Origin of the sequence: Kitasatospora sp. NPDC059146 (assembly GCF_042786665.1) — a bacterium.
Classification (GTDB): Bacteria; Actinomycetota; Actinomycetes; order Streptomycetales; family Streptomycetaceae; genus Kitasatospora.
Genome location: NZ_JBHZCY010000012.1, coordinates 67,644 through 81,919 on the forward strand (window position 1 = coordinate 67,644; position 14,276 = coordinate 81,919).

The following is a 14,276-nucleotide window of genomic DNA, read 5'->3' on the forward strand; positions in this document are numbered from 1 at the left end:
TGGGGTCAGGCCTCCGTTCCGGTGTTCTCGGCAGCCGGAGCCTCGGCGGCCGCGGCCGCGGGGGCCTCGGCAGCGGCGGGGCGACGGCCACGGCCACCGCGCTCGCCACCACGGCGCTCGCCACCGCGGGCGGGACGACCACCCTCGGGACGGGCCGGGCGGTTGCCCGAGCGGGCAGCGGCGTTCTCAGCGCGGACCTCGGCGATGTTCTTGACGTCGCCCTTGTAGATCCAGACCTTCACACCGATGCGGCCGAAGGTGGTCTTGGCCTCGAAGAAGCCGTAGTCGACGTTCGCGCGCAGGGTGTGCAGCGGCACACGGCCCTCGCGGTAGAACTCCGAACGGCTCATCTCGGCGCCGCCGAGACGACCGGAGCACTGGACCTTGATGCCCTTGGCGCCGGACTTCATGGTGCCCTGCATCGACTTGCGCATGGCACGACGGAAGGAGACGCGGGAGGACAGCTGCTCCGCGACGCCCTGAGCCACGAGCTGGGCGTCCAGCTCGGGGTTCTTGACCTCGAGGATGTTCAGCTGGACCTGCTTGCCGGTCAGCTTCTCGAGGTCGCCGCGGATGCGGTCGGCCTCGGTGCCACGACGCCCGATGACGATGCCGGGACGGGCGGTGTGGATGTCAACGCGGACGCGGTCGCGGGTGCGCTCGATCTCGACCTTGGAGATGCCGGCGCGCTCCATGCCCTTCGTCATCATGCGACGAATGGCAACGTCTTCCTTGACGTAGTCCTTGTACAGCTTGTCGGCGTACCAGCGGGACTTGAAGTCCGTGCTGATGCCGAGGCGGAACCCGTGCGGGTTAACCTTCTGGCCCATTACCGGGTCCCTTCCTTGCTGCTGACGACCACGGTGATGTGGCTGGTCCGCTTGCGGATCCGGTAGGCACGACCCTGCGCACGCGGACGGAACCGCTTCAGGGTCGGACCCTCGTCAACGTACGCCTCGCTGATGACGAGGTCGTCCACGTTGGAGTGGTTGTAGTTGTGCGCGGCGTTGGCGATGGCGCTGTCGAGCACCTTGCCGACCGGCACGGTGGCGGCCTGCGGAGCGAAACGCAGGACGGCCTGGGCCTCCGTGGCCGGCAGGCCACGGATGAGGTCCACCACGCGGCGGGCCTTCATGGGCGTGACGCGGATGTACCGCGCCTGGGCCCTGGCTTCCATGGTTGTCCCCTTGCTGGTGTAAGTCATTGAGTCGGTAATCTCGCTGGCGACTAGCGACGCTTCGACTTGCGGTCGTCCTTGACGTGACCGCGGAAGGTACGCGTCGGCGCGAACTCGCCGAGCTTGTGGCCGACCATCGACTCGGTGACGAACACCGGGACGTGCTTACGGCCATCGTGCACCGCGATCGTGTGGCCGAGCATGGCCGGGAAGATCACGGAGCGACGGGACCAGGTCTTGATGACGTTCTGGGTACCCGCCTCGTTCTGAGCGTCCACCTTCTTGAGAAGGTGGCCGTCGATGAAGGGGCCCTTCTTGAGACTGCGCGGCATCTGACCTGCTCCTAGCGCTTCTTGTTGGTCTTGCGGCGGCGCACGATGAGAGCGTCCGACGCCTTCTTCGGGCGACGGGTGCGACCCTCCTTCTGGCCCCACGGCGAGACCGGGTGGCGGCCACCAGAGGTCTTACCCTCACCACCACCGTGCGGGTGGTCGATCGGGTTCATGGCGACACCACGCACGGTCGGGCGGACGCCCTTCCAGCGCATACGGCCGGCCTTGCCCCAGTTGATGTTCGACTGCTCGGCGTTGCCGACCTCGCCGACGGTGGCGCGGCAGCGCGCGTCGACCAGGCGGATCTCACCGGAGGGCATGCGCAGGTGCGCCATCTTGCCCTCACGCGCCAGCAGCTGGATGCCGGAGCCCGCGGAGCGGGCCAGCTTGGCACCGCCGCCGGGACGCAGCTCCACCGCGTGGATGGTGGTACCGACCGGGATGTTGCGCAGCGGCAGGTTGTTGCCCGGCTTGATGTCGGCGCCAGGGCCGTTCTCAATCCGGTCACCCTGCGCGATGCCACGCGGCGCGATGATGTAGCGCTTCTCGCCGTCCAGGTAGTGCAGGAGCGCGATGCGCGCGGTGCGGTTCGGGTCGTACTCGATGTGCGCGACCTTCGCCGGCACGCCGTCCTTGTCGTGACGACGGAAGTCGATCACGCGGTAGGCGCGCTTGTGGCCGCCACCCTGGTGGCGAACGGTGATCCGACCGGCGTTGTTACGGCCGCCCTTGCTGTGCAGGGGGCGAACCAGCGACTTCTCCGGGGTGGACCGCGTGATCTCTACGAAGTCGGCCACGCTGGAGCCACGACGGCCCGGCGTAGTCGGCTTGTACTTGCGGATGCCCATTTGGCTCTCTCGTCCTCGTCCTTATCGACGATCACGATCCCCGTTAGGAGACCGGACCACCGAAGATGTCGATGCGGTTGCCCTCAGCCAGCGTCACGATGGCGCGCTTGGTGTCCTTGCGCTTGCCAAAGCCCGTCTTGGAGCGCTTGCGCTTGCCCTGACGGTTGAGCGTGTTGACGGACTCGACCTTGACCGAGAAGACCGCCTCGACGGCCTGCTTGATCTGGGTCTTGTTGGCACCGGGCGACACGACGAACGTGTACTTGTTCTCGTCGAGGAGCGAGTAGCTCTTCTCCGAGATGACCGGCTTCACCAGGACGTCACGGGGGTCCGTGAACGTCTTGCTCGTGATCTCTGCAGCCATCAGGCGGCGCTCCCTTCGAGCTCGCCCTCAGCAGCCACGGCCTTGGCGGACGCGGCCGGACCGGCCACGAAACGCTCGAAGGCGGCCTGGGTGAAGACCACATCGTCGGAGACGAGCACGTCGTAGGTGTTCAGCTGACCGGCGTCCAGGATGTGGACGTTCGGCAGGTTGCGAGCGGACTTGAGGCCCAGCTCGTCCGAACGCTCGACGACCAGGAGGACGTTCTTGCGCTCGGTGATCTTGCCGAACAGGCCCTTGGCGGCCTTGGTCGACGGCGCCTCGGTCGCGGTCACGTCGGTGATGACGTGAATGCGGTTGTGGCGGGCCCGGTCGGTGAGCGCACCGCGCAGGGCGGCGGCGATCATCTTCTTCGGGGTCCGCTGCGAGTAGTCACGCGGCACGGGACCGTGCACGACGCCACCGCCGGCGAACTGCGGCGCACGGGTCGAGCCCTGACGGGCGCGGCCGGTGCCCTTCTGGCGGTACGGCTTCTTGCCGCCACCGCGGACCTCGGCGCGAGTCTTGGTCTTGTGGGTGCCCTGACGGGCCGCAGCGAGCTGCGCCACGACGACCTGGTGCATCAGCGGAACGCTGACCTTCGCGTCGAAGATCTCGGCCGGCAGCTCGAGGCTGCCGGTCTTGTCACCCGAGGGCGACAGGATGTCAATGGTGCTCATATCCTCACAGCCCCTTCGCCGCGGTGCGGACGAGGATGAGGCCGCCGTTCGGGCCCGGGATTGCGCCCTTGATCAGGAGCAGCCCCTTCTCCGCGTCAACGGCATGGATGGTCAGGTTCTGGGTGGTCACACGCTCGTGGCCCATCCGGCCGGCCATCCTCACGCCCTTGAACACGCGACCCGGGGTGGCGCAGCCACCGATCGAGCCGGGCGAGCGGTGCTTGCGCTGCACACCGTGACCGGCGCCGAGGCCCCGGAAGTTGTGGCGCTTCATGACACCGGCGAAGCCCTTGCCCTTGGAGGTGCCGGTCACGTCGACCTTGACACCCGCCTCGAACAGCTCGGCGGTGATCTCCTGGCCCAGGGTGTACTCGGAGGCGTCCGAGGTACGGAGCTCGACCAGGTGGCGACGGGGGGTGACACCGGCCTTGGCGAAGTGGCCCGCGAGGGGCTTGTTCACCTTGCGGGGGTCGATCTCGCCGAAGCCGATCTGGACGGCGTCGTAGCCGGCCGGGCTGTCGGCGGTGTGGACCTGGGTCACGACATTGGGCCCAGCCTTGACGACGGTCACCGGAACGACCCGGTTGTTCTCGTCCCAGACCTGGGTCATGCCGAGCTTCTCGCCCAGGATGCCCTTAATCTGCTTAGCCATCTTCGGTGCGCCTCTCAGAGCTTGATCTCGATGTCGACGCCAGCCGGCAGGTCGAGACGCATGAGCGAGTCAACCGTCTTCGGCGTGGGGTCGAGGATGTCGATCAGACGCTTGTGAGTGCGCATCTCGAAGTGCTCGCGCGAGTCCTTGTACTTGTGCGGCGAGCGGATGACGCAGTACACGTTCTTCTCAGTGGGCAGCGGCACCGGGCCTGCGACCTGCGCACCAGTACGGATCACCGTCTCGACGATCTTCTTCGCCGAGGAATCGATGACCTCGTGGTCGTAGGCCTTGAGCCGGATGCGGATCTTCTGTCCCGCCATGGCTACTCAGTAGTCCTTTGTCCTTAGTCACTGCACGACCCTCCTCCGACCCCCGCGCTCGGGCGTGTCGCACTCGCGCTTGCAAAAAACCGGTGAAGTACTTCGTCGGTTTCAAACTTTCGGGGTGGGGGTGGCCGGGCCGAGGCCCCGCACACGCTTCCCGGAAGATTCCCGTACTTTCGCCCCGCAGCTGCCGTGGCGTAGAACTCACGCTTGACGGCCATCACGGGAACGACGAGTACATGGGACTCGCTTCCAGTCCTCCCGGCGGGAGGCGCGCAGCATCGGCACTCAACCGAGCAACTTGGACATACTGCCACATGGAGCAGCCCGGATGCCAATCGGGGCCGGTGAGGCGTACCTCACCGGCCCCGAAGGGGTGGAACCGCAGCTCAGCCCTTGCGCCAGAGCACCCAGCCGCGCTCCATGTTGTACTTCGCGACGTGCCAGCCCGGGAGCGGCTTCTGCCAGCTGGACTCCGGCTTGGTGCCCGGGTCCTTGGAGACGGCCAGCAGGATCGCGGTGGCCGACTCCGGCGGGGTGTTGCCGTTCTTCACGTTGCTGGTCCAGACCCGGCCCCAGTAGACCTCGAAGGCCAGCGACATCCGGCTGCCCCAGTCGAGGTCCCAGTCCAGGACCACGTTGTCGCCCTTGCCCAGGCCGGCCTCCTTGGGCAGGCCGACGGCCTCGTACTTGCGGAACTTGGAGTGCGGCTCGGCGATGTTGTTGGTGACGGCGACCGTCGCGTAGGCCGCGAAGAGCGTCAGGCAGCCCACCACGGCCGCGATGATCCGGCGGCCGCCGACCACCCGCAGCAGCAGGCAGGCGCCCAGCACGGCGAGCGCGCCGAAGGTCGTGCGGCCCATGTGCAGGCCGTCGTAGGTCGAGGAGAGGAACTGGGCGTCCGGCACCGTCCACGGGATGATCCAGACGTTGAGCTTGCGCCCCGCGTACTCGGTGACGGCGAGCCCGGTGATCCCGACGACCACCGTGCCGAGCGCGGCCAGCTGCAGCAGCCGGCGCTTCCCGGCCCGGAACAGCACGACCAGGCCGACCACCATGAACACCGGCACCAGCACGGCGCAGTACCGGGCGTACACCCAGTTGTCGACGCGGTTGTCGTCCGCGAGGCCCGCGGCGGAGGCCAGCGCGGTGCCGCACAGCAGGGCGACCATGACGAAGGAGACCACCCGGTCGGCCGCCGTGGAGCGGCGGTGGAACACCGCCACCACGCACAGCACGAAGGCGATCGCGCCCAGGCCGTAGGTGGAGGTCATGAAGTACCACAGCTCGCCGAGGGTCCGGACGACGATCGTGGTGGTGTACTTGCCGTTCTCGAGGTTGTCGAAGACCTTGTTGCCGACCCCCGCGCCCGGGACGTCCTTGAACTGGGCCGTGACGTAACCGTCCAGCAGCTTGGTGCCCAGGTAGGCCACCGCGAGCGCGCCGAGCCCGGCCAGCGAGGCGAGCCGCGGCGCCCAGCCGATGACGAGCACCACCAGCAGGGCCAGTGCGGTCAGCGCCACGACCACGCCGCCGCGGTCGTGGGTGGCCATCGAGTAGCCGGCGGCCAGGCTCATCGCGGCCGCGTACAGCGCGCGGCGGCGGGTCGATCCGGGCGAGAGCCAGCCGTGCATCGAGATCAGCCAGATCAGCAGGAGCACCGGGAGGACGGCGTCCGTCATCACGAACTGGGAGTAGAAGATCACCGGCGGCACCAGCGCGACGGCGGACCCGGCGAGGAACGCCTGCGGCCGGGACAGCCCCAGGCGGCGGGCCGCCGCGAAGGCCAGCGGGAAGACCAGCGCGTTGAGCACCGCGTTGATCACCATGATCAGGTGGTACGCGGTGTCCGGGTTGTCGGCTATCCGGAGCGCCGGCGAGATCAGCAGCGGGTAGCCGCCGGGGATGATCACGCCGGTGGGCATCTCGGAGGCCGGCTTGCCGGCCAGCACCCGCGCGATCGCGAGGTAGCCGTCCTCGTCCGCGTGCACCGACGGGTAGTAGTTGTGGATCGACAGCGACAGCCGGAACGCCGTCTGCGCGAGGTAGCCGAGCAGCACGGCCGCCGGCCAGAACCAGCGGTGGGCGGCGAGGACCCGCAGCCGCAGGAGCGCGGCCGGAGGAGCCTTCGGCTCGGCGGTCCCGTTCCCGTCACCGCCCTCCTTCAATGTCCGCCCGTCGGTCGCATGGGCAGAATCGATCAGCGGCTGCACCGGGACACTTCCCTCGTTGTTGGAACCAGCACTTGTCATGTCTTTTTCACAGGTGCCCGCGAGTCGCCCACACGCACCCCCAGTCGTTGGATCGCACGGGAAGTCTGCCATGCGGCCCGGTGTGGAGTCATCGTGATCATCCGGTGGACCAGGTGCGTCCGAACCGGTGCCGCCCGTCCGACCGCGTCCGCGAAACGGCCCGCCGGCCCGCGCCGCCCTTCCTTCCGGACAACGCGGAGCCGACGGCCCGGCGTTCAGCACCGCCCCGCCGCGGACCGGGTCAGCTGCTGCGGACGGCGCGGCCGACCATAGCGCCGGCGTGGGCGAAGTCACCCGCGCCGAGGCGCCCGGCGGCGACCATCAGGGCGTGCAGCCGGGAGGAGAGGTGGAGGTCGGCCGAGCGGGCCGCGGCGTTCCAGCCCTTGGCCCGCAGCTCCTTGGCGATCAGGGTGTAGTACTGGAGCTCCTCGTCGAAGCGCTTGCCGTCCTTGACCCGGTTCGAGGAGTCGCTGGCCTGGTGGCGGCGGTAGCGGAACACCTCGCGCTCGTCGACCAGCAGGTTGCCGCCCTCCATCAGCATGTCGACCATGAACGCCAGGTCGTGCACGGCGTCGATGTCCGGGCGGTACGGGATCTTCGACAGCGCGGACTGCCGGTACAGCAGCGACGGGGTGTACAGCCAGTTCCCGGACAGCAGGCTCTTCACCGCGTCCTCGCCGCTGATCAGGCCGGCCTTGCGGGCCGGGGCGGCGATCCGGCGCTTGACCTTGTCACCGATGCCGAGCGACGGCACCAGGTTCCCGTCGCTGTCCATCACCTTGACGCCCGGCTGGACCGCGATCGCCTTCGGGTCGGCCTTCATCCGCTCCAGGACGACGTCCAGGTAGTTCGGCTCCAGCAGGTCGTCGGCGCCCATCATCGAGACGAACTCGCGCTCGGCCAGGGTCGACGCCTTGTAGGTGTTGCCGTTGGGGCCCAGCCGCTCCTCGTTGCGGACGTAGCGGATCCGCTCGTCGTCCAGGCCCTCGATGTACTCCAGCGCCCGGTTGCCCGGGTACTGGTCGTCCACCACGGTCAGCCGCCAGTCCTGCTGGTGCTGCGCCCGGATGCTGTCGATGGTGGCGAACAGGTACTCCGGGTCGCCGTAGTACGGGATGACGAAATCGACGCTCATGACGGCGCCGCACCTCCTGGTCCTGGATCACGCTTCGGTGCCGCCCGGCCGCGGCCGCCGGGCGGGTCAAGTCAACCAGCTTTTTTCGAACGACCGCGTCGGCCGGGGTCGGCAGTGGCGGAGGGCCGGTCCCGAACGGGACCGGCCCTCCGCCACTGGTACTGCGCTGTGGTGACCGCCCGGGATCAGTGCTCGGAGCCGACCGGGGCGTTGAGCCGGTCGTTGTTGTGCCGGACACCCTCGGTGATGGCCACGGTGCGGGCCAGGTCGGTGATCTTCTTCTCCAGCGAGCGGAAGCGCAGGTAGGTGTTGAGGGTCAGGAAGCCCATGGCGATGACCATCAGGTAGAGCACCAGGTCGGTGCCGCGGCCGACGCCCAGCGCGGTGGCCAGCTTGGTCACGCCGCTCGGCCACAGGATCGCGACGACGTTGACGATCACGAACAGCGTGAAGGCGATGCGCTTCCACGCCCGGGTGTTCGCCTTGTCCCAGCGCCAGACGAAGACGAGCGCCATGGCCACCGCGGCCACGACCAGGATGAGCTGGATCCAGAGGTGGTTCATCGGCCGTTACGCTCCCGCAGCGAGATGTCGAAGAGGATGTTCACGCCGTTGATCAGGGACTGGCCCTTGGCGCGCGAGTAGTCGGTGTAGAGGATGTCCACCGGAACCTCGGCGACCCGCAGGTCCGAGCCGGCGAGGAAGGAGACGATCTCCGAGGCGTGCGCCATGCCGTTCATGGTGATCTTGATCCGGCCGGCGGCCTCGCGGTTCATCACCCGCAGCCCGTTGTGCGCGTCCGTGAGCTTGAGCTTGCGGGCGGTCGGGCTGACCGCGGCGGCGGTGCGGAGCACCACCCGCTTGATCCACGGCACCTGGCCGGTCTGCTCGATGAAGCGGGAGCCGAGGACGATGTCGGCCTCGCCCTCGCGCAGCAGCGCCACCATCTTCTCGACGTCGGCGGTCTGGTGCTGGCCGTCCGCGTCGAAGGTCGCGAAGTACTCGGCGCCCTCCTGGGCGAGCGCGTACTTGAGACCGGTCTGGAGCGCGGCGCCCTGCCCCAGGTTGACCGGGTGCCGCACCAGGTGGGCGCCGGTCGTCATGACGTGCTCGGCCGTGTCGTCGGTGCAGCCGTCGTCGATCACCACGATGTTCGGGAAGGTCTTGCGTGCCCCCTCCACGACGTCGGCGATCACCTGGCCTTCGTTGTAGGCCGGGATCACCAGCCAGACGTTGTCATACTCGGACACAGGTGCTCCATGCTTGGCGAACGGCACGGCGGCCCGTGCCTCGGGTCTGTCTATCGGTGCTGGTCATGGTGTCTGGGCCCACCCTCAGGAGGTCCGCAGCGGCTCTGCCGCGGACCGGTCTGCCGACACGGCAGCGGGGCGGGAGGGGAAGGCACGGTACAGCGACCACAACATCAGGACGGCACTGACCAGTGAGCCCGCCAGGTACGCGAGCTCTGCCCGGAGACCCACATCGCCCGGTGCGAGCGCGACAGCCACCAATGCTACGGAACCGGCGGTCCAACCGACCAGTTGGCGGCGGTGCTGGGCGCTCGACATCAGCGCCTGGCCGAAGACCGTCGCCAGGACGTAGCAGAGCGTTCCGAAGACCAGCCAGACGAAGTCCAGCGGGCCGAGCACGTCCTTGGCGTTGAACAGCAGCGGGTTGAGCTTGGAGCCGAGCACGATCACCGGCAGGCCGCCGCCGATGCACATCGCGGCGACGATCGCGGTGGTACGGGTCAGCACCTTGCGGAACTCGGCGTGGTCGCCGGCCGCGGCGGCGCCGGAGAGCGCGGAGACCATCGAGGCCTGCAGGGCGCTGTAGGCGAACAGCGGCGCCCGGGCCATCACCACCGCCTGGCCGATCGCGAACACCAGCGCGTCGGAGGCCTCGGAGTGGTTCGGAGAGAGCAGGCGCACGCAGACCACGGTCGCGTTGACCACCAGCTGGCTCAGCATCACCGAGGCGATCAGCAGGCCGAGGCCGCCGGTCAGCTGCTTCCAGGGCACCTCCGGGCCGGGGGTGCGGTCCGCGAGGGTGCCGCGCAGGCCGATCAGCGAGGCGGCCAGCGGGGAGACGAAGAGGATCAGGCCGAAGGCCAGCGCCGAGTGCAGGCCGGCCGCCGCGGCCACCGCGGCCAGGCCGATCCGCAGCCCGCCGTCGACCGCCAGCTGCGTGCCGTACGGGCCGAACAGCCCGAGGCCGGCCAGGGCACCGCGGGCCACCGAGCTCACCGCGAGGCCGGCCAGGCCGCCGGCCAGGGCGACCACCAGTGCCTTGTCCCCGCTGAACAGCAGGTCGGCGACCGGGCCCGCGGCCGCGGCCAGCAGTGCGCACACCGCGACCAGGAGTGCCATCGCGAGGAGCAGCATCCGGCGCACCGCGGGCAGTGCCCCGTGTCCGGCCACCTTGCGGGCGGCCACCAGCCGGGTCAGTTCGAGTTCGACCGGCTGGAAGAGTCCCCACCCCACGGACATCACGATGGTCCAGAGCATGGTGACGTTGGCCTTGCCCACGGCACTCAGGCTGTAGCCCACGAGCGCCATGTAGACGTACGCCGAAGCTCCGAGCACGACCGTGCCACCGACCACGAGCCGCGCCCCCGGGGGAAGCGCCCCAAGCAGCTTGGCGATCGGGTTCTTCATCACATGACCACCGAATTCACCGGCCGGCCGTGCAGCACGCCTCCGCACGAGGCCGGCCAAGCCGTGCGATTGCTGTGAATAGTAGCGGGTGGCCGTGAATGCTCGGTGCGCGCGGGCGTTCCCTCGGACGCCATCTCAGACGGTCCCGGGGAACGTACGGCCCCACGGCTGGGTCCAGAGGATCCCCTGATCGCTCACGACGTCGACCGTGACGCCGTTCTTGGCCAGGTCCCGCTTGATCCGCTCCCCCACGGAACGGTCGGCGGTCAGGATGGTCGGCGTCGGGTGCGGCGCGGGGAGCTTCTCGATGGCGCCCTTCAACCTGCCGAGGGAGCGCTGGTAGTCCTCCTCCTTCGCCTGCGGACCGCCGATGCCCACCCAGTGGATGTCGTACAGCGCCTTCATGTCACCGCCGCGCCGGTTCATCAGCGAGGCGAGCCAGGTGGCCTTGAGGTTCTTGACCTCGTCGTTGGAGACCAGCGCGATCACCGGTCCGTCGCTGCGCAGGGCCCGCAACCCGTCCATGCCCTTGGGGCCCATGTCGGTCTCGGCCTCGCCGCGGCTCCAGACCACCAGCGGGTTGTTGGACCACGCGGAGGGAGCCTCCTTGGTGGCCAGGAAGCCCCACTGCACGTTGGCGAAGAGACTCAGCGCGGCGGCGACCGTCAGCCCGGAGAGCGCGAGCTCGCCCAGGCGCCGGCTCAGCGTGTTCCCGGTGCCCCGGTGGGGTGTCTGGAGGACCGCCCCGACCGCGCCGATCGACACCAGGGCGACCACGACGCCCACCGCCGTCATCTTGTGGAAGTAGTACGAGTACTTCTCGATGGTCTGCAGCTGGTAGACCGCGAAGGCGCTGAGCAGGCCGCCGGTGCCGAGCAGCACCGCCAGGTGCGCCCGCCCGGTGGCGGTGCGGCGGTTGCGCGGCATGGCCGCCGCCAGCAGGCCGAGCAGCCCGCCGCCGATCAGGATCGAGCGGTCCGCGGCGACGCTCGGGCCGCTCATGTTCGAGGCGTCGGCGACGTTCAGGTCGCCCATCACCGACAGGACGCTCGGCAGCGCGGCCACGCCCAGCGCGCACGCCAGTGCGCCGAGCGTCCACCACCAGCGCCCGGCGAACCTGCGCCGGTGCACCACCAGCGCGCCCAGCAGCGGCACGCCGACGAACGCGCCGTAGATGTTGTACGTGTAGGTGACGGAGATCAGCCCGGCGGAGGCGGCCAGCACGAACTCGGTGCGGCCCATCGCCGGCCGGATCAGCACCGCGAAGGCGAGCGCGATCAGCAGCAGGCCGATGAAGGTCGAGTCGAAGCCGTGGACCAGCAGGTCCAGGTAGTTGGTGGAGAACATGATCGCGCCGACGGTCGCGCAGACCGCCGCCGCCCGCCAGCCGCGCAGCCGCGGCCCGCCGATCCAGCGCGCCGCCCAGACCAGCACGGTGCAGAACAGCGCGTACGCCACCAGCAGGTACAGGAAGTACCGGTTCATGGTGTGGATCATGTCGCCGGGGTCGGCGGCGGAGTGGACCAGCCCGTCGATCCAGGCCAGCAGGAAGTGCGAGCCCTGCGGGTAGGTCACCTCGGACGGCGGGATCAGGTAGGACCTGGCTGCCTCCTGGTGGAGGAAGGCGAAGCCCCCGACCCCCTGGATGCCGGAGAAGAAGGAGAAGTGCGAGAGCCGGTCCTCCGCCGTGGCGAAGAAGGCGACCCGCTCCGCGGCCGACGCACCGGCGACCGGGTGGAACAGGTAGTGCCACATCCCGGCGAAGGTGCCCACCACCAGCAGGTCCGACCAGCGGAAGCGCAGCGGCAGCCGGGGGGCGCGCCGGGCGGCCCATGCGGCCGTGGTCAGCACGCTGAACAGCACACCGCTGGTGGCCGTCGGCGACATGCCCCAGGGCCAGAGCGAGAAGGCCAGGCCGAAGGCCAGCACCGCGCCGACCAGGATCAGCCCGGCGACGAAGAGCCGGTCGAGCAGCACACCGCCGACCCTGATCACGGCGGCGACCGCGAGCAGCAGCAGCGGCAGCAGCACGACGCCCAGGTGCAGCGCGACCAGGCCGGCCGGCACCAGCCAGGACAGGGCGAGCCCGCCTGCCAGGACGAACGGGTTGCGCCGCGGCCGTCTGCTGTCGGCGGGCGGGGACGGCGGTCCCGATGGCACGGTTCTGTGCCCGGTCTCGCTGTCGGGTGAGCTCTGTATGGTCGACACGGTGCCGTGCCCCTCCGGTCAAGTCCCTGCCGCCCGTCTCCCCCCTACCGGGTCCGGACTTCCGCCACCGTCTGCGGGCAGGCTGCAAGCGCCCAGCATACCGAGGGCCCCATTGGTCCAGACCTCCCAGGGGCCCTGTGGGCCGCCTGCGAACCACCGGGCGCGCACACGGTCCGTCCGCCCCGGGAACGCCGGACGGTCGGCGGTGGAGCGGATCCCCTGGTCAGGCCCCGGAGCGGTCCGGCTGCCCGGCGGATCCGCCCCGGAAGACCCAGACCTTCAACAGGACGAACCGGGCGACCGTGGCCAGCCCGTTGGCGACGACCAGCCCGCCGACCTCCACCGGCCGGGAGGCGTCCGGCACCACCCGGTCGAGCAGGGCGAGCACCCCGGAGCTGAGGCCGAGCCCGATCAGGAAGGCGACGGCGCCCTGCAGCTGGTGGCGGACCATCCCCTGCGAACCGACCACCCCGAAGGTGAAGCGCCGGTTGGCGGCCGTGTTCGCCACCGCGCTGACCGCCAGGGCGATCAGGTTGGCCGCCTGCGGGTCGGTGAACCGCCGCGCGACGACGAACAGCCCCAGGTAGAAGACGGTGCTGAGGACGCCGATGACCAGGAAGGACGGCAGCTGGCGGCGGGCCCCGGAGGCGGGCCCGACCGGCTCCTCGGTGAGCGTCACCGGCCCCGGCCCCGCTCGTCGTCGTCCTCGGCCGAGTCGTAGCCGACGAAGTAGGTCGGACGGTTCTGCACCGCCGAGTAGATCCGGCCCACGTACTCCCCCAGCAGCCCGACGCAGATCAGCTGCACCCCGCCGAGGAAGAGCATCCCGATGAACAGCGAGGACCAGCCCGGCACCGTCGAGCCGAGCGCGTACGAGACGGTGGCGTGGATCCCCAGCGCGATGCAGACCACGAAGCTGACCAGGCCGAGGTAGGTGGCCAGCCGCAGCGGGGCGGCGGAGAAGTTGGTGATGCTGTCCAGCGCGAGCCGCACCATCTTGGACAGCGGGTAGTGGGTGCCGCCGGCGACCCGCTCCTCGCGGACGTAGACGACCTCGCCGCTGGGGAAGCCGAGCCACGGCACCAGCAGCCGGTAGACCGGCTGGTGCTCGGGCAGCTGCTTGAGGGCGTCCACGGCGGCCCGGCTGAGCAGCCGGAAGTCGCCGGCCTGGTTGGGCATCCGCTTGCCGACCAGCCGGCGCATCAGCCAGTAGTACGCGCCCGCGCTGCGGCGCTTGAAGGCGGTGTCGGTGCCGCGGTCCCCGCGCACGCCGTAGACCACGTCGAGGCCCTGTTCGCGGGCCAGGTCGAGCATCTCCGGGATCTTCTCCGGCGGGTCCTGGAGGTCGGCGTCGATGCTGACCACGTAGTCGCCGATGGCCCGGTGGATGCCCGCGGTGAGCGCGGCCTGGTGCCCGGAGTTGCGGGCGAAGCGGACGATGCGGAACTCCGACCAGTCCTGCCGGATCTTCTGCATCAGCACGGGGGTGGCGTCCCGGCTGCCGTCGTCCACGCCGACGACCTCGTAGTCGACCCCCAGCCCGTCCAGGATCGGGCGCAGTCGCTCGACGGTGAGCGGGAGCGCCTCCTGCTCGTTGTAGATCGGCATCACGACGGACAACAGCGGTGCCGTAGACATGCGATGGATCC

At 69.6% G+C, this 14,276-nt stretch carries 16 protein-coding genes; all 16 read right to left on the reverse strand.

What is annotated here, in order from left to right:
- Positions 1-5: 5 nt before the first annotated feature.
- Positions 6-830, reverse strand: coding sequence for a 30S ribosomal protein S3 (gene rpsC, locus ACFXPX_RS07900; RefSeq protein WP_188301636.1), 825 nt, complete (start codon positions 828-830; stop codon positions 6-8).
- Entirely contained in the window at positions 830-1,177 is a 348-nt protein-coding gene (gene rplV / locus ACFXPX_RS07905; protein ID WP_030055822.1) for a 50S ribosomal protein L22, read from the reverse strand. The genes rpsC and rplV overlap by 1 nt, the downstream gene beginning before the upstream one ends.
- 50 nt (positions 1,178-1,227) lie before the next feature.
- Complete coding sequence (rpsS, locus tag ACFXPX_RS07910; protein ID WP_030055821.1) at positions 1,228-1,509, reverse strand: 30S ribosomal protein S19; 282 nt, start codon at positions 1,507-1,509, stop codon at positions 1,228-1,230.
- A gap of 11 nt (positions 1,510-1,520) precedes the next feature.
- Positions 1,521-2,357: a 50S ribosomal protein L2 gene (rplB, locus tag ACFXPX_RS07915; RefSeq protein WP_375882079.1), complete on the reverse strand. Its 837-nt coding sequence runs from the start codon at positions 2,355-2,357 to the stop codon at positions 1,521-1,523.
- A 43-nt stretch (positions 2,358-2,400) separates the two neighbouring features.
- Positions 2,401-2,721 (reverse strand): 50S ribosomal protein L23, encoded by a 321-nt coding sequence (gene rplW, locus ACFXPX_RS07920; RefSeq protein ID WP_063348967.1) that lies wholly within the window; start codon positions 2,719-2,721, stop codon positions 2,401-2,403.
- Positions 2,721-3,398, reverse strand: a complete 678-nt coding sequence (gene rplD / locus ACFXPX_RS07925) for a 50S ribosomal protein L4 (RefSeq protein WP_375882076.1) — start codon at positions 3,396-3,398, stop codon at positions 2,721-2,723. The genes rplW and rplD overlap by 1 nt, the downstream gene beginning before the upstream one ends.
- A 4-nt stretch (positions 3,399-3,402) precedes the next feature.
- Positions 3,403-4,050 (reverse strand): 50S ribosomal protein L3, encoded by a 648-nt coding sequence (gene rplC, locus ACFXPX_RS07930; protein ID WP_350503569.1) that lies wholly within the window; start codon positions 4,048-4,050, stop codon positions 3,403-3,405.
- A 14-nt stretch (positions 4,051-4,064) separates the two neighbouring features.
- A complete protein-coding gene (gene rpsJ, locus ACFXPX_RS07935; protein WP_012785157.1) occupies positions 4,065-4,373 on the reverse strand; it encodes a 30S ribosomal protein S10 in 309 nt (102 codons plus the stop codon).
- 392 nt (positions 4,374-4,765) lie between these two features.
- The gene (locus ACFXPX_RS07940; RefSeq protein WP_380640062.1) at positions 4,766-6,589 is read right to left on the reverse strand and encodes a hypothetical protein; all 1,824 of its coding nucleotides are present in this window, start codon (positions 6,587-6,589) and stop codon (positions 4,766-4,768) included.
- A 280-nt stretch (positions 6,590-6,869) separates the two neighbouring features.
- A complete protein-coding gene (locus ACFXPX_RS07945; protein WP_375882072.1) occupies positions 6,870-7,763 on the reverse strand; it encodes a glycosyltransferase family 2 protein in 894 nt (297 codons plus the stop codon).
- Positions 7,764-7,948: 185 nt separating this feature from the next.
- Complete coding sequence (locus tag ACFXPX_RS07950) at positions 7,949-8,326, reverse strand: DUF2304 domain-containing protein (protein ID WP_375882070.1); 378 nt, start codon at positions 8,324-8,326, stop codon at positions 7,949-7,951.
- A complete protein-coding gene (locus ACFXPX_RS07955; RefSeq protein ID WP_375882069.1) occupies positions 8,323-9,012 on the reverse strand; it encodes a glycosyltransferase family 2 protein in 690 nt (229 codons plus the stop codon). The genes ACFXPX_RS07950 and ACFXPX_RS07955 overlap by 4 nt, the downstream gene beginning before the upstream one ends.
- A gap of 84 nt (positions 9,013-9,096) precedes the next feature.
- Complete coding sequence (locus ACFXPX_RS07960; RefSeq protein ID WP_380640064.1) at positions 9,097-10,419, reverse strand: hypothetical protein; 1,323 nt, start codon at positions 10,417-10,419, stop codon at positions 9,097-9,099.
- 135 nt (positions 10,420-10,554) lie between these two features.
- Positions 10,555-12,627 (reverse strand): hypothetical protein, encoded by a 2,073-nt coding sequence (locus ACFXPX_RS07965; protein WP_380640066.1) that lies wholly within the window; start codon positions 12,625-12,627, stop codon positions 10,555-10,557.
- A gap of 223 nt (positions 12,628-12,850) precedes the next feature.
- Positions 12,851-13,306: a GtrA family protein gene (locus ACFXPX_RS07970; RefSeq protein WP_380640068.1), complete on the reverse strand. Its 456-nt coding sequence runs from the start codon at positions 13,304-13,306 to the stop codon at positions 12,851-12,853.
- On the reverse strand, positions 13,303-14,265 hold the full coding sequence (locus ACFXPX_RS07975; protein ID WP_380521249.1) for a glycosyltransferase family 2 protein: 963 nt from the start codon (positions 14,263-14,265) through the stop codon (positions 13,303-13,305). Before ACFXPX_RS07975 ends, ACFXPX_RS07970 begins: the two co-directional genes overlap by 4 nt.
- Positions 14,266-14,276 lie beyond the last annotated feature (11 nt).

What these genes read in the sequence shown, in the direction of transcription:
- rplW (WP_063348967.1), bottom strand. Translation starts at nt 2,721, where the DNA reads ATGGCTGCAGAGATCACGAGCAAGACGTTCACGGACCCCCGTGACGTC.
- rpsC (WP_188301636.1), bottom strand. Translation starts at nt 830, where the DNA reads ATGGGCCAGAAGGTTAACCCGCACGGGTTCCGCCTCGGCATCAGCACG.
- rplD (WP_375882076.1), bottom strand. Translation starts at nt 3,398, where the DNA reads ATGAGCACCATTGACATCCTGTCGCCCTCGGGTGACAAGACCGGCAGC.
- ACFXPX_RS07945 (WP_375882072.1), bottom strand. Translation starts at nt 7,763, where the DNA reads ATGAGCGTCGATTTCGTCATCCCGTACTACGGCGACCCGGAGTACCTG.
- rplB (WP_375882079.1), bottom strand. Translation starts at nt 2,357, where the DNA reads ATGGGCATCCGCAAGTACAAGCCGACTACGCCGGGCCGTCGTGGCTCC.
- rplV (WP_030055822.1), bottom strand. Translation starts at nt 1,177, where the DNA reads ATGGAAGCCAGGGCCCAGGCGCGGTACATCCGCGTCACGCCCATGAAG.
- ACFXPX_RS07950 (WP_375882070.1), bottom strand. Translation starts at nt 8,326, where the DNA reads ATGAACCACCTCTGGATCCAGCTCATCCTGGTCGTGGCCGCGGTGGCC.
- rplC (WP_350503569.1), bottom strand. Translation starts at nt 4,050, where the DNA reads ATGGCTAAGCAGATTAAGGGCATCCTGGGCGAGAAGCTCGGCATGACC.
- rpsS (WP_030055821.1), bottom strand. Translation starts at nt 1,509, where the DNA reads ATGCCGCGCAGTCTCAAGAAGGGCCCCTTCATCGACGGCCACCTTCTC.
- ACFXPX_RS07975 (WP_380521249.1), bottom strand. Translation starts at nt 14,265, where the DNA reads ATGTCTACGGCACCGCTGTTGTCCGTCGTGATGCCGATCTACAACGAG.
- ACFXPX_RS07960 (WP_380640064.1), bottom strand. Translation starts at nt 10,419, where the DNA reads ATGAAGAACCCGATCGCCAAGCTGCTTGGGGCGCTTCCCCCGGGGGCG.
- rpsJ (WP_012785157.1), bottom strand. Translation starts at nt 4,373, where the DNA reads ATGGCGGGACAGAAGATCCGCATCCGGCTCAAGGCCTACGACCACGAG.